General features: G+C 61.4%; 24 protein-coding genes. 12 read left to right on the forward strand and 12 right to left on the reverse strand.

From position 1 onward, the window contains the following. Window positions 1-7: 7 nt before the first annotated feature. Window positions 8-1471 carry a glycosyltransferase family 4 protein gene (locus tag ABC383_RS03415; protein WP_413011980.1) on the forward strand — a complete coding sequence of 488 codons (1464 nt, stop codon included), beginning with the start codon at window positions 8-10 and terminating at the stop codon, window positions 1469-1471. A 32-nt stretch (window positions 1472-1503) separates the two neighbouring features. On the opposite strand, the gene ABC383_RS03420 is transcribed toward ABC383_RS03415, so the two are convergent. The 3 genes from ABC383_RS03420 to ABC383_RS03430 are packed head-to-tail and all read right to left on the reverse strand — an operon-like array spanning window position 1504 to window position 4899. Next, entirely contained in the window at window positions 1504-2409 is a 906-nt protein-coding gene (locus ABC383_RS03420) for a lysylphosphatidylglycerol synthase transmembrane domain-containing protein (RefSeq protein ID WP_413011981.1), read from the reverse strand. Continuing rightward, window positions 2390-3331, reverse strand: a complete 942-nt coding sequence (locus ABC383_RS03425; protein WP_194710986.1) for a glycosyltransferase family 2 protein — start codon at window positions 3329-3331, stop codon at window positions 2390-2392. Before ABC383_RS03425 ends, ABC383_RS03420 begins: the two co-directional genes overlap by 20 nt. Before the next feature lie 50 nt (window positions 3332-3381). After that, on the reverse strand, window positions 3382-4899 hold the full coding sequence (locus tag ABC383_RS03430) for an ArnT family glycosyltransferase (protein WP_413011982.1): 1518 nt from the start codon (window positions 4897-4899) through the stop codon (window positions 3382-3384). A 324-nt stretch (window positions 4900-5223) separates the two neighbouring features. On the opposite strand from ABC383_RS03430, the gene ABC383_RS03435 reads away from it, so the two are divergent. From ABC383_RS03435 to ABC383_RS03450, 4 genes are read left to right on the forward strand one after another with little or no spacing between them, the layout of a single operon-like run. Then, window positions 5224-6420 carry an acyl-CoA dehydrogenase family protein gene (locus tag ABC383_RS03435; protein WP_413011983.1) on the forward strand — a complete coding sequence of 399 codons (1197 nt, stop codon included), beginning with the start codon at window positions 5224-5226 and terminating at the stop codon, window positions 6418-6420. Between the two features lie 9 nt (window positions 6421-6429). Beyond that, window positions 6430-7569: an acyl-CoA dehydrogenase family protein gene (locus ABC383_RS03440; RefSeq protein ID WP_413011984.1), complete on the forward strand. Its 1140-nt coding sequence runs from the start codon at window positions 6430-6432 to the stop codon at window positions 7567-7569. Between the two features lie 24 nt (window positions 7570-7593). Next, the gene (locus ABC383_RS03445; RefSeq protein ID WP_413011985.1) at window positions 7594-8055 is read left to right on the forward strand and encodes a MaoC family dehydratase; all 462 of its coding nucleotides are present in this window, start codon (window positions 7594-7596) and stop codon (window positions 8053-8055) included. Window positions 8056-8089: 34 nt separating this feature from the next. Next, window positions 8090-8545 carry a MaoC family dehydratase gene (locus ABC383_RS03450; protein ID WP_413011986.1) on the forward strand — a complete coding sequence of 152 codons (456 nt, stop codon included), beginning with the start codon at window positions 8090-8092 and terminating at the stop codon, window positions 8543-8545. A 100-nt stretch (window positions 8546-8645) separates the two neighbouring features. Here ABC383_RS03450 and ABC383_RS03455 read toward each other — a convergent pair whose 3' ends face one another. Further along, window positions 8646-9338, reverse strand: a complete 693-nt coding sequence (locus ABC383_RS03455; protein ID WP_413011987.1) for a glutathione S-transferase N-terminal domain-containing protein — start codon at window positions 9336-9338, stop codon at window positions 8646-8648. A gap of 31 nt (window positions 9339-9369) precedes the next feature. Here ABC383_RS03455 and ABC383_RS03460 point away from each other — a divergent pair, with 31 nt between their 5' ends. Continuing rightward, complete coding sequence (locus ABC383_RS03460) at window positions 9370-9549, forward strand: hypothetical protein (RefSeq protein ID WP_413011988.1); 180 nt, start codon at window positions 9370-9372, stop codon at window positions 9547-9549. A 737-nt stretch (window positions 9550-10286) separates the two neighbouring features. Here ABC383_RS03460 and ABC383_RS03465 read toward each other — a convergent pair. The 4 genes from ABC383_RS03465 to ABC383_RS03480 all read right to left on the reverse strand — a co-directional run bounded on the left by ABC383_RS03465 (window position 10287) and on the right by ABC383_RS03480 (window position 14226). Beyond that, window positions 10287-11549: an acyl-CoA dehydrogenase family protein gene (locus ABC383_RS03465; protein WP_413011989.1), complete on the reverse strand. Its 1263-nt coding sequence runs from the start codon at window positions 11547-11549 to the stop codon at window positions 10287-10289. A 25-nt stretch (window positions 11550-11574) separates the two neighbouring features. Next, window positions 11575-12639, reverse strand: coding sequence for a phosphotransferase family protein (locus ABC383_RS03470; protein WP_413011990.1), 1065 nt, complete (start codon window positions 12637-12639; stop codon window positions 11575-11577). A 96-nt stretch (window positions 12640-12735) separates the two neighbouring features. Beyond that, window positions 12736-13437, reverse strand: coding sequence for a histidine phosphatase family protein (locus ABC383_RS03475; protein WP_413011991.1), 702 nt, complete (start codon window positions 13435-13437; stop codon window positions 12736-12738). A 9-nt stretch (window positions 13438-13446) separates the two neighbouring features. Beyond that, entirely contained in the window at window positions 13447-14226 is a 780-nt protein-coding gene (locus tag ABC383_RS03480) for an oxepin-CoA hydrolase, alternative type (protein WP_194710996.1), read from the reverse strand. A 168-nt stretch (window positions 14227-14394) separates the two neighbouring features. On the opposite strand from ABC383_RS03480, the gene ABC383_RS03485 reads away from it, so the two are divergent. Beyond that, window positions 14395-15039: a glutathione S-transferase family protein gene (locus ABC383_RS03485; RefSeq protein WP_413011992.1), complete on the forward strand. Its 645-nt coding sequence runs from the start codon at window positions 14395-14397 to the stop codon at window positions 15037-15039. Window positions 15040-15097: 58 nt separating this feature from the next. Here the strand turns inward: ABC383_RS03485 and ABC383_RS03490 are convergent, their stop codons facing one another. Together ABC383_RS03490 and ABC383_RS03495 are read right to left on the reverse strand one after the other, a co-directional pair. Continuing rightward, complete coding sequence (locus tag ABC383_RS03490; protein ID WP_413011993.1) at window positions 15098-16255, reverse strand: pyridoxal phosphate-dependent aminotransferase; 1158 nt, start codon at window positions 16253-16255, stop codon at window positions 15098-15100. Between the two features lie 81 nt (window positions 16256-16336). Beyond that, the gene (locus tag ABC383_RS03495) at window positions 16337-16810 is read right to left on the reverse strand and encodes a putative toxin-antitoxin system toxin component, PIN family (protein ID WP_413011994.1); all 474 of its coding nucleotides are present in this window, start codon (window positions 16808-16810) and stop codon (window positions 16337-16339) included. 27 nt (window positions 16811-16837) lie between these two features. Here ABC383_RS03495 and yaaA point away from each other — a divergent pair, with 27 nt between their 5' ends. Beyond that, entirely contained in the window at window positions 16838-17605 is a 768-nt protein-coding gene (yaaA, locus tag ABC383_RS03500; protein ID WP_413011995.1) for a peroxide stress protein YaaA, read from the forward strand. 43 nt (window positions 17606-17648) lie between these two features. On the opposite strand, the gene ABC383_RS03505 is transcribed toward yaaA, so the two are convergent. Then, window positions 17649-18458 carry an outer membrane protein assembly factor BamD gene (locus tag ABC383_RS03505; protein WP_413011996.1) on the reverse strand — a complete coding sequence of 270 codons (810 nt, stop codon included), beginning with the start codon at window positions 18456-18458 and terminating at the stop codon, window positions 17649-17651. Window positions 18459-18503: 45 nt separating this feature from the next. Here ABC383_RS03505 and ABC383_RS03510 point away from each other — a divergent pair, with 45 nt between their 5' ends. Both ABC383_RS03510 and pgeF read left to right on the forward strand, forming a co-directional pair. Next, a complete protein-coding gene (locus ABC383_RS03510) occupies window positions 18504-19544 on the forward strand; it encodes an RluA family pseudouridine synthase (protein ID WP_413011997.1) in 1041 nt (346 codons plus the stop codon). Continuing rightward, entirely contained in the window at window positions 19541-20290 is a 750-nt protein-coding gene (gene pgeF, locus ABC383_RS03515) for a peptidoglycan editing factor PgeF (protein WP_413011998.1), read from the forward strand. Before ABC383_RS03510 ends, pgeF begins: the two co-directional genes overlap by 4 nt. 4 nt (window positions 20291-20294) lie before the next feature. On the opposite strand, the gene ABC383_RS03520 is transcribed toward pgeF, so the two are convergent. Further along, the gene (locus tag ABC383_RS03520; RefSeq protein WP_413011999.1) at window positions 20295-20555 is read right to left on the reverse strand and encodes a hypothetical protein; all 261 of its coding nucleotides are present in this window, start codon (window positions 20553-20555) and stop codon (window positions 20295-20297) included. 63 nt (window positions 20556-20618) lie between these two features. Between ABC383_RS03520 and phaC the strand changes: the two genes are divergently transcribed. Together phaC and phaR are read left to right on the forward strand one after the other, a co-directional pair. Further along, window positions 20619-22349, forward strand: coding sequence for a class I poly(R)-hydroxyalkanoic acid synthase (gene phaC / locus ABC383_RS03525; protein ID WP_413012000.1), 1731 nt, complete (start codon window positions 20619-20621; stop codon window positions 22347-22349). A 147-nt stretch (window positions 22350-22496) separates the two neighbouring features. Further along, entirely contained in the window at window positions 22497-23078 is a 582-nt protein-coding gene (gene phaR, locus ABC383_RS03530; protein WP_413012001.1) for a polyhydroxyalkanoate synthesis repressor PhaR, read from the forward strand. Window positions 23079-23101 lie beyond the last annotated feature (23 nt).

The following is a 23101-nucleotide window of genomic DNA, read 5'->3' on the forward strand; positions in this document are numbered from 1 at the left end:
ATATCCTTTGCGCCAGCTGACCTCAATTTCAGGTGAGGTGCCTAGCGGTATTGGTCGATTGAGAATTCTTGGGGGGCGCATGGCTGGTTGTAAATCGAATACTTTCTCCGATCGTATTCTTGGAAACATCGCATCAGGTATATTTTGGATAATTATCGGAGCGGTCTGCTTCCTTTTAAAAATTCAGAATCGCAGGTCGCAAAACGACAAAATTCCCAGCGGCGACTCCGATCTAGTCCCCAAGCGAATCGCTTTCTGCGAGAATGGCGCCGGATATGGCGGTGCAATCATTTCCCTCGCCGCTTTCATAGAGAAGATTCCAGCGCCGTTCGAGCCCATTATTTATACGACGATACACTCGGAACATTACGCACGGCTCACGGGCCTTGGCTTGTCCCGACATATCCACCACTCACGGCTCATCAATACGGTACACCTCACCAAATTCGGGATTCCCTTCACCTCCACGATAGACAATTTATTCAATCTCCTTCCAACAGCTGCGCGCTACTACCGCGCGTTCAAGCGTGACGAGGTGGACTGCGTTTATCTCAATAACGATGCCAGCTGCAACTTCGCTGCCGCGATAGCAGGACACCTTGCAGGCCTTCCTTTAATTCTTCATGCGCGTGGTTTCAACAGCGATACCAAGGGAAATCGATGGGTACTGTCTAAACTTGACCAATGCATTCCTGTCTCTCATGCCGTGAAGGATGAATTGGTCCAGTTGGGTGTGCCGGCGGAGAAATGTACGGTAGTGCCAGAGGGCCTGGACCTCTCGGTATTTCGCCCGCGATCGCCAAACGGTTTGGTTCGCCAGGAACTCGGTTTAGATCGCGACGCGCCGGTCGTCACGCTGGTTGGCGGCCTAGTCGATTGGAAAGGTCAGGACGTGATGCTGGCTGCCGCACCTTTAATCTTCCACAGTCTTCCCAATGCAGTGATTCTTCTCGTCGGCAGCGCCTACGGAAGAGACAATAAATTTGCTGACATGATCTTCGAGCAGGCGGCGTCCGCTGCCATGCGGGGAAGAGTTCGTCTGCTGGGAGAGCGGGACGATGTGGCTGAGATTCTCGCCTGCAGCGATGTTGTCGTGCATGCCTCGACTAAGCCCGAGCCATTCGGCCGTACTTTTCTCGAGGGGATGGCGCTTGGAAAGGCAGTGATTGCGTCGAATGAAGGCGGCCCCCTGGACGTCATTTCGCATGGCCGGGATGGACTTCTGATACAGCCCAGGGATCCTCTCGTCTTGGCGCACGCCGTTATCGGGATTCTCAAAGACCGCCAGTTAATGGCCAAGCTCGGATATAACGCCGCGGCGAAGGCGACTGCGTTTTCCATCGAAAGTCATGCAAGCCAGATTTCGGCTGTGCTGTGCGATGTGTTGAAGTTGCGGCTTGTGCCGGAAAATGCACGACAAGTCGCCGTCGACGACGGCAACATAGAAACCACTCAGAAGGATGCGGCGTAGAGCAGAGTGCTCGGCGCTGCAATCCGCATCGTTCAATGATGGATGGTTTTTGACGACACGCCGGCTTTAGTGCCGGCAGAGAGGGTCCTCATGAGCAGAACGCCAGGTAACGACGAGACCACGGTGATGAGGAAGAAGCAACTGGATAGCACTACCCCGTGAATCGGATCAATGCCTAGAAGGTTGAGGCAATAGAAAAAGGTGACTTCGCGCGCGCCTAAGCCTCCCAGGCTCAAAGGCAGTACGGCCACGATGGATGATGCGAGAAACACGGCGAGGTAGGGAATGTATTGCGATATCGAGACGTTTAGAAAGGCCAACAGCAGGCCGATGCCGATAAGCTGCAACAGCTGAACCGCCAGGCCAGAGGCGAATATCCGTAACGTGGTAGGGAATCTGAAGCTGAAAAATAGCCTATGGCCGATCAGGAAGCTTAGAAGCGTCAATACAATGCAAGCAAAGGCCGCCCTAGATGACCACGATCCATGCCACCCCAACCCCACCCAAGGCACCAACCCGCACAACAACAACAACAAACACAACAATCCACTAACCCGATCCGCCAGCGTCACCAGCACCAGCTTCTTCACCGGCACACCCTGCTGCCGATTCAACACGAAAATCTTGTACCCATCCCCGCCTATTCCTCCCGGCAGGAACAGGTTCAGAAACATCCCCGCGTAATAAAGCCGCAGGTTCTGTCCCTCCGACAGCACCACACCCACATGCCGCTGATAGATATTGAGCCGCAGCGCAGCCACGATCTTGGATGCATTGAATAGCACAAATGCTCCCAGCAGCCAGGGCCAGCCACCGGGACGGTTAAGGATGGCTTTGATCTCGGTGAAATCAAGCTTCTGTGCCAGAAATGCCACCAGCCCCACCGAGACCAGGACCTGGACGGCAAGCTTGATCCACTTACGTGCGCGGCTGGACAAGGATCTGCTTCTTGATGTTGTAGGGCTTCTTGTTCTGCGACTCGTAATAGGTGCGCATGATCAGGTCCGCCATGAAGCCGGTGGTGATCAACTGGATGCCGGTGAAGGTCAGCAGCACGCCGACGAACAGCAGCGGCCGGCCGCCTATGCTGCCCACCATGATCTTTTCCACCAGAAGGTAAAGGTTGATCAGCACGCCCACCAGGAACAGCGCCAGTCCGGTGCCGCCAAACAGATGCATCGGACGCTGGCCATACTTCTGGAAGAACAGCATCAGCATCAGGTCGCTGGCAACCTTGAAGGTGCGGCCCAGGCCGTATTTCGATACGCCGGCATGCCGCGAGTGATGTCGTACTTCCATCTGGGTCATCCTGGCGCCGTACATGCTGGCCAGCACCGGGATATAGCGGTGCAGTTCGCCGTACAGTCCCAGGCTCTTGGCAACGTCGCTGCGGAACAGTTTCAGGGTGCAGCCATAGTCCTTCATGTGCACGCCAGTGCTGCGGCGTATCAGCCAGTTGGCGATCTTGCTGGGCACCTTGCGCAGCAGGAAGCCGTCCTGGCGCTTGGCGCGTATGCCGGCGACCACGTCCCAGTTGCCTTCTTCCATGCACTTGATCATCAGCGGGATGTCCAGCGGGTCGTTCTGCATGTCGCCGTCGAGCATCACGATCAGTTCGCCTTCCGCGGCATCGATGCCGGCTGCCATTGCCGTGGTCTGGCCATAGTTGCGGTTCAGCACCAGGATTCGGGTGGATGGCGAACCGTACTGCTCGATCTCCGCGACGGTGCGGTCGCTCGAGCCGTCATCCACGAAGATCACTTCGTGCTCGATGCCGGCGAGCGCCTCGGCAATGCGGCTGGTCAGCAGCGCAATATTGCCTTCCTCGTTCATGACCGGGATGACGACTGATAAAAACATGACTATTCCTTATGGGAGTTCTGAATGGCAAGCTGGCGGCGACCTGCATTTTACCGATGAGAAGGAGCGGGCACCACAAAGTGGGCGACGACGAAGGGCATCGTATCCTTGCCGCCATAACGATAGGGCAGGCTGATGGCCTGGGCTGGCGCCAGCCTGGCGTTCGGATAGGCCTTGCGGAAGCTGTCCAGCCAACCGGTTTCCTCGCCGGCGCGCATGACCAGCAAGCCTTCATCGGGAAGGGCAGTCCGCTCTTCCAGCATCCTGGGCAACAGCAGCGTGCGCAGGGCAGGACGCTGGAAATGCAGATTGCCGGCCAACAGCTTGTCGACGGCGACGACCTCATGCACCTGCGGAAAGCGCTGTGCCAGCTCTTGGGTCAATGCCGGATAGGGATGGTGGGCACGCACGTACCGTCCGTAGGATGGTCCGAGATACACCCGCAGCGGCAGGGCGATCACAAAGCATGCGGCGACGAAGGCAGCAACCTTCATGATGCGACGGAATACCGCCGGCTGGGCCAGGCCGGGCAGCAGCAGAAAAAACAGCAGCGGCGCCGAGAACAGCATGGGCTGCATCCAGCGGTCCTTGACCCGGGTCACTTCGCCAGTGAGCACGATGATGATGATGGACCCGAGGTAGCCGGCATAGAGCCAGAGGAAGAACAGCGCTTCCGTGCTGGGGCGTCGAAGAACGGACCTGGCCGCCTTGCCGAAAAAAGACCTGCATGCCAGCAGATAGATCAGCCATATCGGCGTGATGAAGCTGACCGTGGCCACCAGCAGGCTGCGCAGGCCGGCAAGCACATTGAGCAGGAAACTGGTGGTGCTCTCATCCTTCATCTGTTCGATGGTGCCGCCGGCCGCGGTGTTGAAATGCTGCAGCACCCACAGGCCGTGCGGCAGCAGGCATAGCACCGCGACGGCAATGGAGACGACTATCCTGCGGTTCCAGACAATGGCCCGATGCTGGGGCACCATGAGGCTGGCGACAATCAGCCCGATGGTGAAGATCACGAAGTTGTACTTGGTCTGCATGCCCAACCCCAGCAGCAAGCCGAACAGGGCGTAGCGGGTAGCCGTGGGGCGCCGAAGCAGGGCGAAATAGGCATACAGCGACATGCTGGCGATGGTTGTCAGCAGCACCGAGTGGGTCAGATCGCGCTGCGCCTCCCAGCCTATCTGCGGCAGCAGCAGCAGTGAGGCGGAGACGGCCATCGCCCCCAGGCTGCCGACCAGCGGTCTGGCGGTGAGAAACAGAAAAAAGTAGATACCGAACAGGCACAGGCTCTTCAACAGCGCCAGGGCGAACAGGTTCAGGCCCAGCGTGGAGAACAGCAGCCATTGCAGCCAGTTATACAGCGGCGGCTGCGTGCCGTAGCCCATGCGCAGATGCTGGAACTCGAAGGCCTGCTCGGCTTCGTCCAGGTCCAGCGAGTCGGACAGGTTTAGCCGGATCAGCAGATGCGCCAGGAAATAGAGCGCAAGGACAAGAACGAAGCGGGTCGCTTGCCTGTCTCTGAGCCATGACTGCTGAACCGGCAGCGGATCGCGTGGGGGATTGTGCATGCGTGATGGTTGGTGCCAAAGAGAAACCGAGGCCGGATGTTAGCAAAGTTGCGGTCTGGATGGTTTGCCCGAGCACGGCAGGCGGAACAGTAAACCCGGTTCCGCCTGCTGGATGGGGTGACAGACCGGCCCAAGTTGGGTGCGCTGCGGCGTGTGGCGAAGAAGGCAGCCGTCAGGGCTCAGCCTTGCCGGCAAGCCGATATGCGGTTCGCCGCCGGACAATGAATCGCCAAAAATTCCTGCTTCCACTCCGATTAAACCTCTGTATAATTTTGAACGGTCGTGCTTTTTAGACGGTACAAGGTACAAAATAACGGAGGCAGCATGGATTTGAACTACAGTGCGGAAGACATTGCATTCCGCGATCAGGTCAGGGCGTATCTCGACGCCAATCTCCCCAAGGATCTCCAGCAGAAAGTGCTGAACCACAAGCGCCTGTCGAAGGAAGACTTCGTGCGCTGGCACAAGATCGTCGCCAAGCAGGGCTGGGTCGGCACCGGCTGGCCGGTCGAATACGGCGGCACCGGCTGGAATGCGGTGCAGCGCCATATCTGGGAAGAGGAATGCGCCCGCGCCGGCACGCCGCCCATCCTGCCTTTTGGCGTGAACATGGTGGCGCCCGTCATCATGGCCTTCGGCAACGAGGCGCAGAAAAAATATTACCTGCCGCGCATCCTCAATTGCGACGACTGGTGGTGCCAGGGCTATTCCGAGCCGGGCGCCGGTTCCGACCTCGCTTCCCTGAAAACCCGCGCCGAGCGCCAGGGCGACCATTACATCGTTAACGGCCAGAAGACCTGGACCACGCTGGGCCAGCATGCCGACATGATCTTCTGCCTGGTGCGCACCGACACCGGCGCCCGCAAGCAGGAAGGCATTTCCTTCCTGCTGATCGACATGAAGACGCCAGGCATCACCGTGCGCCCTATCATCATGCTGGACGAAGACCATGAAGTGAACGAAGTCTTCTTCGACAACGTGAAGGTGCCGGTCGAGAACCTGATCGGCGAAGAGAACAAGGGCTGGACCTACGCCAAATACCTGCTGGGCCACGAGCGCACCAATATCGCTGCCGTCGGCCGCGCCAAGCGCGAGCTGCAGTTCTTGAAGCGCATCGCCACCGAGCACCTGAAGAACGGCAAGCCCATGCTGGAAGACCCGGTATTCGCCGCCAAGGTCGCGATGCTGGAAATCGAGATCATGGCGCTGGAAGTCACCGTGCTGAAGGTTATTTCCGAGGACAGCAAGCGCCGCGGTCCAGGACCGGAAGCCTCGATGCTCAAGGTCAAGGGCACCGAAGTGCAGCAGATGCTGACCGAACTGATGGTGGAAGCCGTCGGACCGTACAGCCTGCCATTCGACCGCCACTATCTGGAAGGCCAGGAAGCGCACAGCGTCTTTGGCGACGATGACGCCGCGCCGCTGGCATCGTACTACTTCAACTTCCGCAAGACGTCGATCTATGGCGGATCGAACGAGATCCAGAAAAACATCATCACGCAGATGATCCTCGGACTGTAGGAGACAAGCATGGACTTTGAATTTACGCAAGAACAGCAGCAGTTTTCCGATGCCTTGCGGCGCTGGATGGAAAAGGACTACACCTTCGAGCATCGCAAGAAGATCCTTCATTCGGAGACCGGCGTGTCTTCCGATGCATGGAACACGCTGACCGAGCTCGGCATGACGGCGCTGCCGGTGCCGGAAGAGCAGGGCGGTTTCAGCGGTTCCGCCATCGACATGATGGTGGTGATGAAAGAAATCGGGCGTGGCCTGGTGGTGGAGCCGTATCTTGCCACCGCGCTGGGCGCGCAGTTCCTGAACCTGGCTGGCAAGCAGGAAAGCCTGCTGGAGCAGGTCGCCACCGGCGAACTGAAGCTGGCCGCGGCGCTGGGCGAGAAGCAGGCGCGCTTCGACCTGTTCGACATCACCACCACGGCCGCCGCCAGCGGCGACGGCTATGTGCTCAATGGCACCAAGGTCGTGGTCATCCACGGCGGCCAGGCTGACCAGCTAATCGTGTCAGCCCGCAGCGGCGGCGCGCAGCGCGACACCAAGGGCATTTCCCTGTTCCTGGTGCCGGCCAATGCAGCCGGCGTCAACCGCCGTGACTACCGCACCATCGACGGCCAGCGCGCCGCCGACATCCGGCTTGAAAACGTCCAGGTGCCGGCATCGGCGCTGCTGGGCGCCGCCGGCGAAGGCTGGGAAATCCTCGATGCGGCCGCCGATTATGGCGTGACCCTGCTGTGCGCCGAAGCCATCGGCGCGATGGAAGCGCTGAACGCTTCCACGCTGGACTACCTGAAGACCCGCCAGCAGTTCGGCGTGCCCATCGGTAAATTCCAGGCGCTGCAGCACCGCATGGCCGAGATGTTCATGCAGTACCAGCAGGCCAGCTCGATGGCCACGCTGGCTGCTGTCAAGGTGGCGTCGAGCGACCCGGTTGAGCGTCGCCGCACGGTGTCGGCTGCCAAGGCCAGGGTAGGCCAGGCGGCCCGCTTCGTGGGCCAGCAGGCGGTGCAGCTGCATGGCGGCATGGGCGTGACCGACGAACTGCCGGCGGCGCATCATTTCAAGCGCCTGACCATGATCGAGCAGACCCTGGGCGATACCGACTACCACCTGGCGCGCTTCGTCGCCCAGCCCGGTTTTTCGCAAGCGGCCTGATCGCAACCCGGCAAAGGACTCCTCATGGCACAGCTGAAATGGTATTTCGAAGACTTCGAGCCCGGCCGCACCATCCCGGTGGGCAGCCGCAACGTGGACCAGGATGAGATCATTGCCTTTGCCAGGCAATTCGATCCGCAGCCTTTCCATGTCGACCCGGAAGCGGCGGCGAAGTCCATGTTCGGCGGCATCATCGCCAGCGGCTGGCATACCTGCAGCATGATGATGCGCATGATGGTGGACGGCTTCCTGTCTGAAGCCGCCAGCCTGGGCTCGCCGGGCGTGGACGAGATCCGCTGGTTGAAGCCGGTACGCGCCGGCGACACGCTGGCGGTGACCACCACGGTGCTCGATGCACGCCCTTCATCCAGCCGGCCGGACCGCGGCGTGGTGCATACGATGTGGGAAGCGAAGAACCAGCATGGCGAGACGGTGGCTACCGTCAAGGGCATGGGCATGTTCCTGCGTCGGCCCGAGCAGGGCTGATGCGCACAACAATAACGAACCTGATGGAGACGAGATGCGTGAAATCGCAACGCTGGCCGAGCTGAAGGCTCTGGTCGGTCAGGAAGTGGCGGTATCGGACTGGGTGGAAATCAACCAGGAGAGGGTCAACCAGTTTGCGGAAGCAACCGGCGACCACCAATGGATACATCTCGATGTGGAACGCTGCAAGCGCGAGTCGCCCTTTGGCGGCCCGATTGCTCACGGCTTCCTGACGCTGTCGCTGCTGCCGATGCTGATGCAGAACTCGGTGCGCATGACGGATGTGCGCATGGGCGTCAACTATGGCCTGAACAAGGTCCGCTTCCCGGCGCCGGTGCCGGTAGGCAGCAAGGTACGCAGCCGCACCACGGTGCTGTCGGTCGAGGATATCGAAGGCGGCGCTCAGGTGACCTGGCAGGTGACGATAGAGCGTGAAGGCGGCGACAAGCCGGTCTGCGTGGCAGAGTCGATTTCCCGTCGCTATACCTGAGTCTTTACCTGCAGCAGTGAAAAAAAGGCGCGATGCGGGCAACCGCATCGCGCCTTTTTTACGTGGGTGCGCGGCGCTTGCAGCGGCCGGCATCGATGCATCAGCGCTTGGCGTACTGGCTTGCGCCGAACAGCACCTCGCGCGCCTTGTCGTCGGTGATGGGCTTGCGCAGGTTGGCCAGCACTTCCACGCCGCGCTGCACCGCCGGCCGTGTGGCAATCTCGTCGAACCATCGCTTCAGGTTGGAGAACTCCTCGATTTCCACGCCCTGGTTCTTCCAGGAACGCAGCCACGGGAAGGTCGCGATGTCGGCGATGGTGTAGTCGCTTCCTGCCAGGTATCCCTCCTTGGCCACCTGCTTGTCGATCACGCCGTACAGCCGCTTGGCTTCATTGGTGTAGCGGTTGATTGCATACTCGACCTTCTCCGGCGCATAGATGCGGAAGTGATGCGCCTGTCCCAGCATCGGGCCGACGCCACCCATCTGGAACATCAGCCACTGCAAGGTGGTGAAGCGGTCGCGGTCGGTCTGGCCCAGGAACATGCCCGTCTTGCTGGCGAGGTAGAGCAGGATGGCGCCCGACTCGAACATCGACATCGGCTTGCCATCGATGCCGTCCGCATCGACGATGGCCGGTATCTTGTTGTTCGGCGAGATCGCCAGGAACGCCGGCTTGAACTGGTCGCCAGCGCCGATATCGATGTGATGCACCCGATAGGGCAGGCCGGTTTCTTCCAGCATGATGTGAACCTTGTGGCCATTGGGCGTGGCCGTGGAATAGACGTCTATCATGAACTTCCCTTGAAGTTGAACGGAGGATGCGGTGCTGCAGGATTATGCAGAAGTTTGCGGGTTTACGCAGGCCGTAACGGTTGCGGTTGCGGTTGCAGTTGCAGTTGCCGTTGCCGTTGCCGTTGTTTTTGAAGTTGTCGTTGCTTTTAGTCCCGTTGAGCGCGCCGTGACGTCGGTGCATGGAGCGGGAAAAGGTGCGGCGTCTGTCTGAGCCAAGCGCAGCTTGGCGAGTTTAGCCGCGCCCCGCTCCATGCATCGACGGCACGGGGACCCTCGCGCAGCGAGGGCGCGATCACCGGGTCGCCTTTTTTTGCCTACTTTTTTTGGCGAAGCAAAAAAAGTAGGTCGCCTGCCGGGGCGAACTCCCGGCCTAGTCATGACGACAGTGCAGTCGGCTTGTTTCACCCGGCGGAAAGACGTCACTGCGAAGCAGCAGTTGCTTTTGAAGTTTGAAGTTTCAATACGAACGTCAACAACAACACCGACAGTGCAGCCCGTGCCTTGCCGGGTGACGCAAGGCGGTTGCACTGCCGTGGAGACAAGCCGGGAGTCCGTCCCGGCGGCCGGGTCACTTTTTTGCTTCGCCAAAAAAGTAACCAAAAAAGGCGACCCGATGATCGCGCCCCGCTGCGCGGGGTCCCCGTGTCAGCGGTACCCGGAGCGGGGCGCGGCTAAACTCGCCAAGCAAAGCTTGGCTCAGACAGACGCCGCACCTTTTCCCGCTCCGGGCACCGCTGACACGGCGCGCTCAACGGCACTTCACTGCAACGGCAACTTCAAAAGCAACGGCCAACTGCAACGGCAAAGCAGTTGCCATGACATGCCGCATCAAGGAGTTCCATCCTATGCTTTGTGCTTGATCGACGGCCCCATCGTCGTCAACTGCCAAACACTTGTGCCAATAAAAAAGGCATGCTTGCGCATGCCTTTTGCATGATGCTGCCCCGATCAGGAACGGGTGATCGGCAGTTCCATGTCCTCACCTGGCAACGTCATGTGCTTGGCCAATTCCAGCTTGGCCACTGCATTACGATGCACCTCGTCGGGGCCGTCGGCAATACGCAGCGTACGGTTGCCCGCCCACATGTAGGCCAGCGGGAATTCGTCGGAGACGCCGGCCGCGCCGTGCGCCTGGATCGACCAGTCCAGCACCTGCTGGGCCACGTTCGGCGCCAGCACCTTGATCATCGCGATCTCGGACTTCGCATGCTTGTTGCCCACGGTGTCCATCATGTAGGCAGCCTTCAGCGTCAGCAGGCGCGCCGTGTCGATCTGGATGCGCGACTCGGCAACGCGCTCGCGCCAGACGCTCTGCTCGGAAATGCGGCGGCCAAAGGCCACACGCTCGTTCAGGCGGCGGCACATGTACTCCAGCGCGCGCTCTGCCACGCCAATGGCGCGCATGCAGTGGTGAATGCGGCCCGGTCCAAGGCGACCCTGGGCGATCTCGAAGCCGCGGCCTTCGCCGAGCAGCATGTTGGATGCCGGCACCCGGACATTCTCGAACAGGATCTCGCAATGGCCGTGCGGCGCGTCGTCATAGCCAAACACCGGCAGCGGCCGCTTGATGGTCACGCCCGGAGTATCGGCAGGCACCAGGATCATCGACTGCTGGGAGTGACGGGCCGCTTCCGGGTCGGTCTTGCCCATCAAAATGAAAATCTTGCAGCGCGGATCGCCGGCGCCGGAGATCCACCACTTGTGGCCATTGATCACGTATTCGTCGCCATCGCGCTCGATGCGGGTGGCGATGTTGGTGGCGTCGGACGAGGCCACGGCCGGCTCGGTCATGGCGAAGGCGGAGCGGATCTCGCCACGCAGCAGCGGCTCCAGCCAAAGCTGCTTGTGTTCCTCGCTGCCGTAGCGCTCGATGGTCTCCATGTTGCCGGTGTCCGGCGCGGAGCAGTTGAACACTTCCGGCGCCCAGCCCACCCGGCCCATGATCTCGCACAGCGGCGCATAGTCCAGATTGGACAGGCCTTCCGGCGCGCGCTTGGACTTGGGCAGGAACAGGTTCCACAGGCCCTGCTCGCGCGCCTTGGGCTTCAGGTCCTCGATGATGGCGGTGGGCAGCCAGCGATTGCCCTTTTCAGTGCCGTTGCGGTCGATCTCGGCCTTGTAGGCTTTCTCGTTCGGATAGATATGCTCATCCATGAAGCGCAGCAGCTTGCCTTGCAGTTCCTTGCAGCGGTCTGAATATTCGAATTCCATGTCATCTCCTCGTTGAATTGTTGTTTCAGGAACGGGCGCCGGAAGCGTATTCCCAGCCCATCTCGGCCATCGGACGCGTTGCCTGGCCCGCCTTCAGCGCCTGCTCGCTCGACGCGGTGCCGTCGACATAGCGCTTCATGATGCCCTGCAGGATGCCGGCCATGCGGAACATGTTGTAGGCCAGGTAGAAGGTGAAGTCCTCGCGCCGGATGGTGCGACCGGTGCGTTCGCAATACTTCGCGATGTATTCCTCCTCGCTGGGAATGCCGAGCGCCTTGTGGTCCAGGCCGCCGATGCCGCGGAACTGGCCGGGCGCGATATGCCAGCTCATCAGGTGATAGGAAAAGTCGGCCAGCGGATGGCCCAGCGTGGACAGCTCCCAGTCCAGCACCGCCAGGATCTTCGGTTCGGTGGGATGGAAGATCATGTTGTCCAGACGGTAGTCGCCATGCACGATGCTGGTCTCGTCGCCGGGCGGAATATGGGCAGGCAGCCATTCGATGAGCTTGTCCATGGCCTCGATCTTCTCGGTCTCGGAGGCCTTGTACTGCTTGGTCCAGCGGTCGATCTGGCGGGCGAAGTAATTGCCCGGCTTGCCGAAGGTTTCCAGGCCGATCGCCTTGTAGTCGATGGTGTGCAGCTGCGCGATCACGCGGTTCATCTCGTCGTAGTAGGCAGCGCGCTCCTCGTTGCTCATGCCGGGCATGGACTGGTCCCACAGCACGCGGCCCTGCACGAAGTCCATCACGTAGAAGGCGCGGCCGATGACGGATTCGTCGGTGCACAGCGCATACTGGCGCGGCGCCGGGAAGCCGGCCCGGTTCAGTGCATCCATCACGCGGAACTCTCGATCGATCGCATGGGCCGAGGGCAGCAGCTTGGCGGCCGGGCCCGGCTTGGTGCGCAGCACATAGCTGCGGCCGTTGGCGGTGAGCTTGAAGGTGGGGTTGGACTGGCCTCCCTTGAACTGCTCGACATTCAGCTGTCCCGAGTAGTCTTCCACGTGCTGCTGCATATACGCCTGCAGCGCGTCGACATCAAATTTCTGGCGCTCCGACACCGGCTTGGTGCCCATGAACTCTTCGTACATCGTGTCTCCCACATGTGAGTCGGAATCTTGTTGTCGGGGCATTCTACCGCATAAAATCGTACGATCGTACTAATCGAAAGACGTTTTTGCCGGGCTTCAGCGCCGTGACTTGCGGTACTGTTCGAGCAGGATTTCCATCGTGGTGCTGCGGGTGTCGTCCTGCAGCACGGCCGGCGCGGCATGGTTGACGAAGCGCACCACCCAGTCTTTTGCATGGGTGCCCACGTCCAGCGCGTTGATGCAGCCGGCGGTCTGCGCGAGGTTGCCCAGGAACAGGCGCTCGCCGGTCAATGCCAGCGACAGGATGGCGCGGTTGACGCCGCCATGCAGCACCAGCAGGGCCGTATCCCAGTCGCTGTCCTGACGCAGCCGGTCCAGCGCCGGATGCACGCGGTCCATCAGCTCGCCGATCGATTCGCCATTCAGGAAGCGCCTGTGCTCGGGCACCACGCCTTCGAATGCGCCGGTAAAGGCTTCCTGCAGGTCGGCGTCGGCGATCGATGCCAGCTTGCCGCCGCGGATCTCCACCAGCTCGGGCCAGACTTCAAGCGCAATCTCCTGGCCGGTCTGGGCCAGCACGCCCTGTGCGGTCTCCACCGTGCGCGGCAGGCCCGACACAATCACGCGGTCGAAGCGCACGCCATCGCTTGCGAAGACCCGTCCGGCCGCTTCGGCCTGGGCGCGCCCCTGTTCATTCAGCGGCACCGCTTCCGGCAGATAGGGCTTGCCGGCATCGTCGAAATAGGTCACGTTCCCATGCCGCATCAGGTAGATGCGGCGTCGTTTTGCTGTCGTCATCGTCGAGGCCTATTTGTATTGCGGTTTGCGCTTTTCCAGAAAGGCGCTGATGCCTTCCTGCGCATCGCGGTGATGCAGGCTCTCGACGAAGTTATGCTTCTCGGCCTTGAAATGCTCGTCCAGCGTGTTGTCGCAAGCGTCGCGCGCAAGGGTCTTGATGCGGCCGGTGGCATTCGGCGATAACGCGGCAAGCTCCTCGGCCCATGCCAGCGCATGTTCCAGCGCGGTGCCGTCTGCGACCACGCGGTTGACCACGCCGACGTCATGCAGGCGGCTTGCAGCCACCGGCTTGCCTTCGATCATGATCTCCGTGGCGAGCTGGCGCGGCAGCGCATGCGACAGAAACCAGGAGCCGCCGCCATCAGGCGTCAGGCCGACCTTCACGTAGGCCATCACGAACTTGGCGGAAGCGCCGGCGACGATCAGGTCGCAGGCCAGCGCCAGCGAGAAACCGGCGCCTGCCGCTGCGCCGTCCACGGCCGCAATCACGGGCTTGGGACAGTTGCGTATCGCATCGGTCCAGCCGTTGAGCTGGTCGATGGAGTCGGCCTGCACCGCCTTGTCCTTGCCGCGGTTCTCCAGCAGGCGGTTCAGGTTGCCGCCGGCGCAGAAGAAGTTGTCGGCGCCGGTCAGCACCACCGCGCGGATCGAACTGTCACGCTCCACGGTGGCCAGCGATTCCACTGCGGCGGCGTACATGTCGGGGTGCAGGGCGTTCTTTGCGCCCGGATTGGACAGGGTGAGAATCAGCGTGGCGTCCTGTCGGGAAGCCTTCAGTTCAGCGGTCATGTCGCGGGGAAGGGATGGTTGGGATGAAGGATCATATACCGCGGTCAGCATGCTTGAAAAGCATGGTCGTGCGATTGTGCCCGCGGGTTGCTGCGGTTACTATTCCTGCGGCGCGCCCCGTGCCATCGGCGCGGGCGCCTGCATCCAACAACAAATCAAGGAGATCAGATGTTCAAGCTTTGCGGTTTCGCTCTCAGCAATTACTACAACAAGGTCAAGCTCGCGCTGCTGGAGAAGGGTGTGGAGTTCGAGGAGGAGCTGGTATGGGCGGACCGCTCGGCCGCACTCATGGAGAAGTCGCCTCTGGGCAAGATACCCTACTGCGAGACAGAACATGGCCCGCTGTTCGAGTCGCAGGTCATCATGGAATATATCGAGGACGCCTATCCGCAAAACCCCTTGCTGCCGGCCGACCCTTACCAGCGCGGCCTGCAGCGCGAACTGATCACCTTCATGGAACTCCACCTCGAACTGGTGGCGCGTGAATTGTACGGGCAGGCCTTCTTCGGCGGCACGGTTTCGGAAGAAACCAAGGAGCGTGTCGGCAAACTGCTCAAGCGCAATGCCGCCGCCTTCGGCAAGCTTGCCAAGTTCGGCCCCTACATTGCCGGGGACCAGTTCACCATGGCCGACTGCGCCGCGCTGGTGCACCTGCCACTCATCAGCATGGCCAGCAAGATCGTCTATGGCGAAGACGTGCTGGCGGCGTACCCGGTGCGCGAATACACCAGGATGCTGGCGGAGCGTCCGACGGTGCAGAAGGTCAATGCGGATCGCAAGGCCAACGAGGCGATGCGCAAGGCAATGAAGTAAGCCTGTTTGTGCTGCGATGGCGCAAGCCGCGCCGTCGCAGCACAAGGAGGCATCTGCGCTACAGCGTTGCCAGCCGTTCCAGCGCCAGCTTCAGGGTGGCGTCCTGCTTGGCGAAGCAGAAGCGCACGATGCCCGATTCCCTGGGCTGGTGATAAAACGCCGACACCGGTATCGCCGCCACGCCCATCTCCGTCGTCAGCCACTTCGCAAATTCCGCTTCCGGCAAGTCCGACACCGCGCGATAGTCCACGCACTGGAAGTAAGTACCGTCGGACGGCAGCAGCTTGAACCGGGTCTGCGCCAGGCCGTCGCGGAACAGGTCGCGCTTTCGCTGGTAGAACGCCGGCAGTTCGAGGTAGGGCGCGGGATCCTTCATGAAGGCGGCCAGGCCATGCTGCACCGGCGTGTTGACGGTGAAGACATTGAACTGGTGAACCTTGCGGAACTCATGCATCAACGCCGCCGGCGCGGCGACATAGCCGATCTTCCAGCCGGTGACATGGTAGGTCTTGCCGAAGCTGGAGACGACGAAGGAGCGGGCCGCCAGTTCCGGGTGGCGGCAGACCGATTCATGCCGGTGACCGTCATACACCATGTGTTCGTATACCTCGTCGGACAGCACCAGGATGTCGGTGCCGCGCACGATGTCGGTCAGGGCCGCGATGTCTGAGCCGCGCAGCACCGAGCCGGTTGGATTGTGCGGCGAATTGACCATGATCAGCCGGGTACGCGACGTGACTGCCGCCGCCACCTTGTCCCACGGCACGGCATAGCCGGCATCGCTCACCTCCATCTGCACAAAGACCGGGACGCCGCCCGCCAGCTGGATTGCCGGCACATAGCTGTCGTAGGCCGGCTCGATCACGATGACCTCGTCGCCCGGATGCACGCAGCACAGCACCGAAGTAAGGATGCCCTGGGTGGCGCCGGCCGTGACCGTGATCTCGGTGGCCGGGTCGTAGCGATGGCCATAGATCGCTTCCACCTTGTCGGCGATGACCTCACGCAACTGGGGAATGCCGGTCATCGGCGGATACTGGTTCAGGCCGTTGCGCATGGCGTCGGCCACGGCATCGACCAGCGCTGGATCGCAGTGAAAATCGGGGAAGCCCTGACCCAGGTTGACCGCGCCCTTTTCAGTGGCCAGCGCGGACATTACGGTAAAGATCGTGGTGCCGACGTCGGGTAGGCGCGAGGTGATGCGGGAAAAATCCATGCTGTGAGCTGCTGTGTCAGTGGCCATGTTCATGCGTAATGAGAAAGGGAATGGGTTGTTCAGGCAATTCGTTGTGGCCGCTCATTCTAACGGCACGGCAGCCGGCTTTGCAGCCTCTTGCGCCGCCTCGTGCTCGCGCACCCAGGCTTCCGGCGTCAGGATGCGGAACATGCCGGCCTTGGCCGTGCGCCGTGCCAGCTTCAGCAGCGCCTTGTCCTTGGTCACCAGCATCGATGCCTGCGCATCGCGCGCCAGTTCGAGGAACTTCTGGTCGTCGCGGTCGCTGCAGGCCGGCAACGGCGTGCTGCCGGCCGCTGCCGTCACCATGCTGATCAGTGCGTCGAACTGCGCCTCGGCTGTCGGCCGGGTTTCCTCGCTCAGAGGCAGGTGCGGATAGCGCAGCACATGATGCCATTCATCGCGGCAATCGGCGCGCGTGACGGCTTGCGCCTTGCCTTGTTGCAGGGCCAGCAGGAGGGCGGCCCAGCGTGGATCGTGGAAAACGAAGAGGTCGAGCAGGACGTTGGTATCGAGTACGAGGCGATTCGGTATCATTGCGGAAAATTTTTTCGTGGAAAGTGCATGCTGATTGTTTTATCCCCCGCCAAGAGCCTGGACTACGCATCGCCGGTCAATGCGCCGGAGCATACCCTGCCTGAATTCATCGATCATTCCGCCGAATTGATAGCCGGCCTGCGGCAATTGTCGCCTTCCGATATCGCCAGCCTGATGAAGATCTCGGACCCGTTGGCGGTCCTGAACGCCGGCCGCTATGCATCGTGGACGCCGCAGTTTAACAGCGACAACGCACGGGCGGCAGTGCTAGCCTTCAACGGCGACGTCTATGCCGGCCTGGAGGCGGCCACATTGCCGGCGACGGCGATAACGCACCTGCAGTCGCATGTGCGCATCCTGTCGGGCCTGTACGGGGTGCTGCGGCCGCTGGACCTGATGCAGCCTTATCGCCTGGAAATGGGCACCCGCTTGAAAACATCCCGCGGCGCCAGCCTGTATGCGTTCTGGGGAGATCTGGTCAGCAGGACGCTGGCCCGTGAATTGCGGGAGAGGCAGTCGGCCGCCCTGGTCAATCTGGCTTCGGAAGAGTATTTCAAGGTGGTGCAACCGGCGCTGCTCGGCGTGCCAGTGGTCACGCCGGTTTTCCAGGACTGGAAGGACGGCCGCTACAAGATCATCTCGTTTTACGCCAAGAAGGCGCGTGGCCTGATGGCGCGCTATGCCGCCATCAATGCCGTGACCGACCCGGAGCAGCTGAAGGATTTCGATCTCGACGGTTACGCCTACGATGCAGCCGCTTCCGAGCCGTCGGCGTGGTACTTCAGGAGGCGTTGAGGATGCGCCGGCCCGGAATGGCGGGCCGGCTTTCGGTGAAGAATTACCAGATCTTCCACCAGGGCGAAGTCTTTTCCTTGCGTTTGCCGCCGCTGGCAGCCAGGTCGCTGTTGGGGAAGTTCTGCTTGAACACCCGGGCGGCGTCGTCGCGAAGTTCCGGCATGCCCAGCGCATCATAGGAACGCATCATGATGTACAGCGCATCCTCGACCGCGGGCGTGTCCTTGAACTCGCGTACCACCTGCTGCGCGCGGTTGGCAGCGGCCAGATAGGCGCCGCGCCGGAAATAGTAGTTGGCCACGTGCACATCGTAGCGGGCCATTGCATCGACCAGGTAAGCGAGGCGGTCGCGCGCATCCTGGGCATAGATGCTGTTGGGGAAGCGGTCGATGAGCAGCTTGAAGGAATCGAAGGCTTCGCGCACCGCCTTCGGGTCGCGCTCGGTCAGGTCCTGGCGGGCGACAAAGTCGAACAGGCTCAGCTTGTCGTTGAAGTTGATCAGGCCGCGCAGGTAGTACATGTAGTCAACGTTCGGATGGTTCGGATGCAGCTTGATGAAGCGCTCGACTGCAGCCAGCGCCTGCGCCTGGTCGCCGGAGCGATAGTAAGCGTACGCGATATCCATCTGCGCTTGCTGCGCATAGGTGCCGAATGGGTAGCGCGACTCCAGCTTCTCGAAATACTTGATCGACTTCTCGTAGCCGCCGGCCTTCAGTTCGTCGCGCGCCTCGGCGTAGAGCTTTTGCGCCGACCAGTTCCGGGTTTCGTCTATGGGTTCGGTTTGCAGTAAACTGCACGCCGAAAGCGACAACATGAATGCGATCAAAAGAATTTTGAGGGATTTTTTTTGCATGGGAGTTTCGCGTGAAGACGACTGAACAATAGATGATTATAGCTGATGGGATTTGCCGTGCCGCCAATTGAAGACCCGAACCAACCCGACTTTCCGACCGACCAGGACGACGACTTTGGCGACGATGCCGAAGCCGGCGCCGGTGATGGCGCGCCAATGACGCTTGTGCTGTCGGAAGCCGACTGCGGCATGCGTCTCGACAAGGTATTGACCAGCCGGCTGCCGCAATATTCGCGCAGCCGCATCCAGCAGTGGATAGAAGAGGGCCATGTCACCGTCGACGGCAAGACCGCGCGCGCCAAGACCACCATGTTCGGCGACGAGACCGTGCTGGTTCAGCCGCAAGCGGCCGCCGATGCGCATGCCTACGAACCGGAAGCGATGGCGCTGGATATCGTGCATGAGGATGACGCGATCATCGTGATCAACAAGCCGGCAGGACTGGTGGTGCATCCTGGCGCCGGCAACTGGTCGGGCACGCTGCAGAACGGCCTGCTGCATTATCACAAGCCGATTGCCGATGTGCCGCGTGCCGGCATCGTGCATCGCCTGGACAAGGACACCAGCGGCCTGATGGTGGTCGCCAAGACCATGCAGGCCCAGACCGACCTGGTGCGCCAGTTGCAGGCGCGCACCGTGCACCGGGTTTATCTGGCGCTGGTATGGGGCACGCCGCAGGTTGGCGGCAAGGTCGATGCGGCCATCGGGCGCCATCCGCGAGAGCGCATCCGCATGTCGGTGCAGAACAATCTGAGCGCCAAGCCGGCGGTCACCCGCTTCCAGCGACTTGCCACCGGCGTGCTGGATGGCAAGCCGGTCAGCCTGGTGCAGTGCGAACTGGAAACAGGGCGCACTCACCAGATCCGGGTGCATATGCAGCACCTGGGTTTTGCGCTGGTGGGCGATGCGCTGTATGGCAAGCCGCATCTGGCATCGGTGTTTCACCGCCAGGCGCTGCATGCCTGCCGGCTGGGCCTGATCCATCCCGAAAGCCGGGAAGAGTGCGAATGGACCGCGCCGCTGCCGGCGGACTTTGCCGCCCTGCTGGAAAAGGCCGGCATTGCCAGCGCGAATCTCGACGCATGAGCAACCTGATCGTTCCCGAATGGAAGGTTGACGCGGGGCCGGTGCGTGCCCTGTGTACCACCCGCCGCGGTGGCGCAAGCCAGGCGCCCTATGGCGATGGCGCAGGCGGCCCGGGCCTGAACCTGGGGCAGCATGTCGGGGACGATGCGGCCCATGTGAGCGCAAACCGTGCCTCGCTGCGAGCCTTGCTTCCCTCCGATCCGGTCTGGCTGAACCAGGTGCATGGCGCCGACGTGGTCGGTGCCGGCACGGTTTCGGGCGTGCCCGACGCCGACGCCAGCTTTGCCACGACGCCCGGCGTTGTCTGCGCGGTGTTGACGGCGGACTGCCTGCCGGTCCTGTTCTGCGACCTGAGCGGGCAGGTAGTGGCGGCAGCCCATGCCGGCTGGCGCGGCCTGGCGGCGGGCGTGCTCGGCAATACGGTAGCGCGGATGCGTGATGCCGGCGCGCAGCAGATACAGGCCTGGCTGGGACCGGCGATCGGGCCGCGGCGTTTCGAAGTCGGTGTGGACGTGCTGCAGGCCTTTGCTGGCCTTGACCCGGCAGGGCGGCACTTTGCATTGCAGGCAAATGGAAAATACCTTGCCGATATCTATGCGCTGGCGCGCCTGGCGCTTCATGCCTGCGGCGTGGACCTGTTTGCTGGCGGCGACTACTGTACGGTCGAGGATGCGCCGCGCTTCTATTCCTACCGTCGGGATGGCGTGACGGGGCGCATGGCCTCGCTCATCTGGATCGACGCCTGATGAGCTAGCCCTGGCTCTTGCCGGGCGGCTCCTTGTCCACCGCCTGCTCATCATTAGCCGCTACACGGGCAATCGCGGCCTCGGCCTGCCGCTGCTGTTCCGCAATGCGGCGGCGCTTGCGCTTGCCTCCGCCGCTGATGTATAAGAGTATGGCCACTGGCAACAGGCCATAGAGGATCAACGTCATGACGCCGGCGACCGCATTTTCTTCCGCGATCGACATCATGAGCACGACATACATCCAGCCAATGGCGACTATGAACATGAGGAACACCGCTGGTAATGAAGAGTTGAAACCCTAACGATACGCGAAACCTGGAAGACAAGCATGAAGACGCTCACTCCGCAGGATGCAGCAGCATGGATGGCCCAGCTGTCCGACCCGAATGCATGGCAAAGCTGGCTCAAGCAGCCACAGATGGGGCAATTGAATGGAAACGGCTTGTTGCCCGGCTCCTTGTCCTCCGACCTGGCAGTGCTGATCGAGCCGGAGGCGCTGACCCGCCTGCAAAGCGACTATGTAAGGGAGTTCTCGACACTCTGGCAAAGCCTAGTCACATCGAGCACCCCGGACATCAAGGACAAGCGCTTTTCCGGTGAAGCCTGGAAATCCAACGCGCTGTACGCCTTCAACGCCGCGGCCTATTTGCTCAACGCCCGCTTCATGATGGCCATGGCCGACGCGGTCAAGGCTTCGCCCAAGGTCAAGCAGAAGATCCGGTTTGCGATCCAGCAGACGATAGACGCGATGTCGCCGTCGAACTTCCTGGTCACGAATCCCGAAGCGCAGAAGAAGCTGGTCGAAACCAAGGGCGAGAGCCTGGCCAAGGGCATCGCGCTGATGCTGGCCGACATGCAGAAGGGCCGCATCTCCCAGACCGATGAAACCGCGTTCAAGGTTGGCGAGAATGTCGCCACCACCGAAGGCGCGGTGGTTTTCGAGAACGAGCTTTTCCAGCTGATCCAGTACAAGCCGCTGACCAAGACCGTGTTCGAGCGCCCCCTGCTGCTGGTTCCGCCGTGCATCAACAAGTTCTACATCATGGACCTGCAGCCCGCAAACTCGCTGGTCCGTTATGCGGTGGAGCAGGGCCATACCGTGTTCCTGGTGTCCTGGGTTAATCCCGACGCTTCGCTGAAGCAGGCAAGCTGGGACGACTATATCGAGACGGGCGCGATCAAGGCGATCGAGGTGGTGCGCGACATCACCGGCCAGGACCAGATCAATACCCTGGGCTTCTGTGTCGGCGGCACCATTGTCGCCACGGCGCTGTCGGTGCTGCTGGCGCGTGGCGACAAGCCGGCATCCAGCCTGACGCTGCTGACCACGCTGCTCGACTTTTCCGACACCGGCGTGCTGGAAGTCTATATCGACGAAGCGCAGGTGGCGCGCCGCGAAGCCGAGATCGGCGGCGGCGGCATGATGCCGGGCCGGGACTTCACCGCCGCCTTCTCCAGCCTGCGCCCGAACGACCTGGTATGGAATTACGTCGAGCAAAGTTACCTGAAAGGCGTGGAGCCGCCGGCCTTCGATCTGCTTTACTGGAATGCGGACGCGACCAATCTGCCCGGTCCAATGTTCTGCTATTACCTGCGCAACATGTATCTGGAAAACAATCTGCGCGAGCCCGGCAAGCTGCAGGTGGCAGGGCAGAGCGTCGACCTGGGTCGCCTCGACCTGCCGGCCTTTGTCTACGGCTCCAAGGAAGACCATATCGTCCCGTGGCAGGCGGCGTACGAGTCGCTGAACCTGATCAATACCAAGAAGCGCGCCAACAGCCGCTTCGTGCTCGGTGCTTCCGGCCACATTGCCGGCGTGATCAACCCGGCCGCGAAGAACAAGCGCAGCCACTGGGTCAACAAGGCCACGCCTGCCGGCGCGGCGGAATGGTTCGAGACGGCGACCGAGAAACCGGGAAGCTGGTGGACCGAATGGGCAGCGTTCCTGGCCGAGCAGGGCGGCAAGGAAATCAGCGCGCCGAAACGCTACGGCAACGCGAAATACAAGCCGGTCGAAGCGGCGCCGGGCCGCTACGTGAAGCAGAAGGCGGTGGCCTGATCAGCAGGCCGCGGCATGTGGTACGGTGTGAAACAGGGCTAAAGTCCTGATTTTTAGAACTATAATTCGAAGGGCGCCACCGTGCGCCCATCCATTCCAGGTCCTATCTAGAGCGCAGCGAGAGAGCGTATTAAAGTGAATTTTCCAATGAACAGTGCCAAGAAGGCGTCCGAGCGCTTGATCAAGAAATACCCGAACCGCCGTCTGTACGACACGCAGACAAGCTCCTACATCACGCTGACCGATGTCAAGCAGCTGGTGCTCGGCAACGAGGAGTTCACCGTGGTCGACGCCAAGACCGACGAAGACCTGACCCGCAGCATCCTGCTGCAGATCATCCTGGAGGAAGAGTCCAACGGCTCGCCGATGTTCTCCAGCGGCGCGCTGGCCCAGATCATCCGCTACTACGGGCATGCGATGCAGGGCATGATGGGTTCCTACCTGGAAAAGAACATCCAGGCCTTCATCGACATCCAGAACAAGCTGACCGAGAACTCCAAGGGCCTGTACGAAGGCAAGCCCTTCAGCCCGGAAATGTGGACCCAGTTCATGAGCGTCCAGGGGCCGATCATGCAGGGCATGATGACCAACTACATCGAGCAGAGCAAAACCCTGTTCATCCAGATGCAGGAACAGATGCAGAACCAGACCAAGAACATGTTCGGCACTTTCCCGTTCGCGCCGCCGGCACCGCCAGCGCCCCCCGGCGGCGAAAAGAAGGACAAATAAGCCCGGCCGGAAGGCCGGCGTCG

Origin of the sequence: Noviherbaspirillum phoenicis (assembly GCF_047237965.1) — a bacterium.
Classification (GTDB): domain Bacteria; phylum Pseudomonadota; class Gammaproteobacteria; order Burkholderiales; family Burkholderiaceae_D; genus Noviherbaspirillum_A.

Excerpts from the sequence above, each read along its gene's own strand:
- ABC383_RS03425 (WP_194710986.1), bottom strand. The coding sequence starts at position 3,331 with ATGTTTTTATCAGTCGTCATCCCGGTCATGAACGAGGAAGGCAATATT.
- ABC383_RS03430 (WP_413011982.1), bottom strand. The coding sequence starts at position 4,899 with ATGCACAATCCCCCACGCGATCCGCTGCCGGTTCAGCAGTCATGGCTC.
- ABC383_RS03435 (WP_413011983.1), top strand. The coding sequence starts at position 5,224 with ATGGATTTGAACTACAGTGCGGAAGACATTGCATTCCGCGATCAGGTC.
- ABC383_RS03440 (WP_413011984.1), top strand. The coding sequence starts at position 6,430 with ATGGACTTTGAATTTACGCAAGAACAGCAGCAGTTTTCCGATGCCTTG.
- ABC383_RS03445 (WP_413011985.1), top strand. The coding sequence starts at position 7,594 with ATGGCACAGCTGAAATGGTATTTCGAAGACTTCGAGCCCGGCCGCACC.
- ABC383_RS03450 (WP_413011986.1), top strand. The coding sequence starts at position 8,090 with ATGCGTGAAATCGCAACGCTGGCCGAGCTGAAGGCTCTGGTCGGTCAG.
- ABC383_RS03455 (WP_413011987.1), bottom strand. The coding sequence starts at position 9,338 with ATGATAGACGTCTATTCCACGGCCACGCCCAATGGCCACAAGGTTCAC.
- ABC383_RS03465 (WP_413011989.1), bottom strand. The coding sequence starts at position 11,549 with ATGGAATTCGAATATTCAGACCGCTGCAAGGAACTGCAAGGCAAGCTG.
- ABC383_RS03470 (WP_413011990.1), bottom strand. The coding sequence starts at position 12,639 with ATGTACGAAGAGTTCATGGGCACCAAGCCGGTGTCGGAGCGCCAGAAA.
- ABC383_RS03475 (WP_413011991.1), bottom strand. The coding sequence starts at position 13,437 with ATGACGACAGCAAAACGACGCCGCATCTACCTGATGCGGCATGGGAAC.
- ABC383_RS03480 (WP_194710996.1), bottom strand. The coding sequence starts at position 14,226 with ATGACCGCTGAACTGAAGGCTTCCCGACAGGACGCCACGCTGATTCTC.
- ABC383_RS03485 (WP_413011992.1), top strand. The coding sequence starts at position 14,395 with ATGTTCAAGCTTTGCGGTTTCGCTCTCAGCAATTACTACAACAAGGTC.
- ABC383_RS03490 (WP_413011993.1), bottom strand. The coding sequence starts at position 16,255 with ATGGATTTTTCCCGCATCACCTCGCGCCTACCCGACGTCGGCACCACG.
- ABC383_RS03495 (WP_413011994.1), bottom strand. The coding sequence starts at position 16,810 with ATGATACCGAATCGCCTCGTACTCGATACCAACGTCCTGCTCGACCTC.
- yaaA (WP_413011995.1), top strand. The coding sequence starts at position 16,838 with ATGCTGATTGTTTTATCCCCCGCCAAGAGCCTGGACTACGCATCGCCG.
- ABC383_RS03505 (WP_413011996.1), bottom strand. The coding sequence starts at position 18,458 with ATGCAAAAAAAATCCCTCAAAATTCTTTTGATCGCATTCATGTTGTCG.
- ABC383_RS03510 (WP_413011997.1), top strand. The coding sequence starts at position 18,504 with ATGGGATTTGCCGTGCCGCCAATTGAAGACCCGAACCAACCCGACTTT.
- pgeF (WP_413011998.1), top strand. The coding sequence starts at position 19,541 with ATGAGCAACCTGATCGTTCCCGAATGGAAGGTTGACGCGGGGCCGGTG.
- ABC383_RS03520 (WP_413011999.1), bottom strand. The coding sequence starts at position 20,555 with ATGTTCATAGTCGCCATTGGCTGGATGTATGTCGTGCTCATGATGTCG.
- phaC (WP_413012000.1), top strand. The coding sequence starts at position 20,619 with ATGAAGACGCTCACTCCGCAGGATGCAGCAGCATGGATGGCCCAGCTG.
- phaR (WP_413012001.1), top strand. The coding sequence starts at position 22,497 with ATGAACAGTGCCAAGAAGGCGTCCGAGCGCTTGATCAAGAAATACCCG.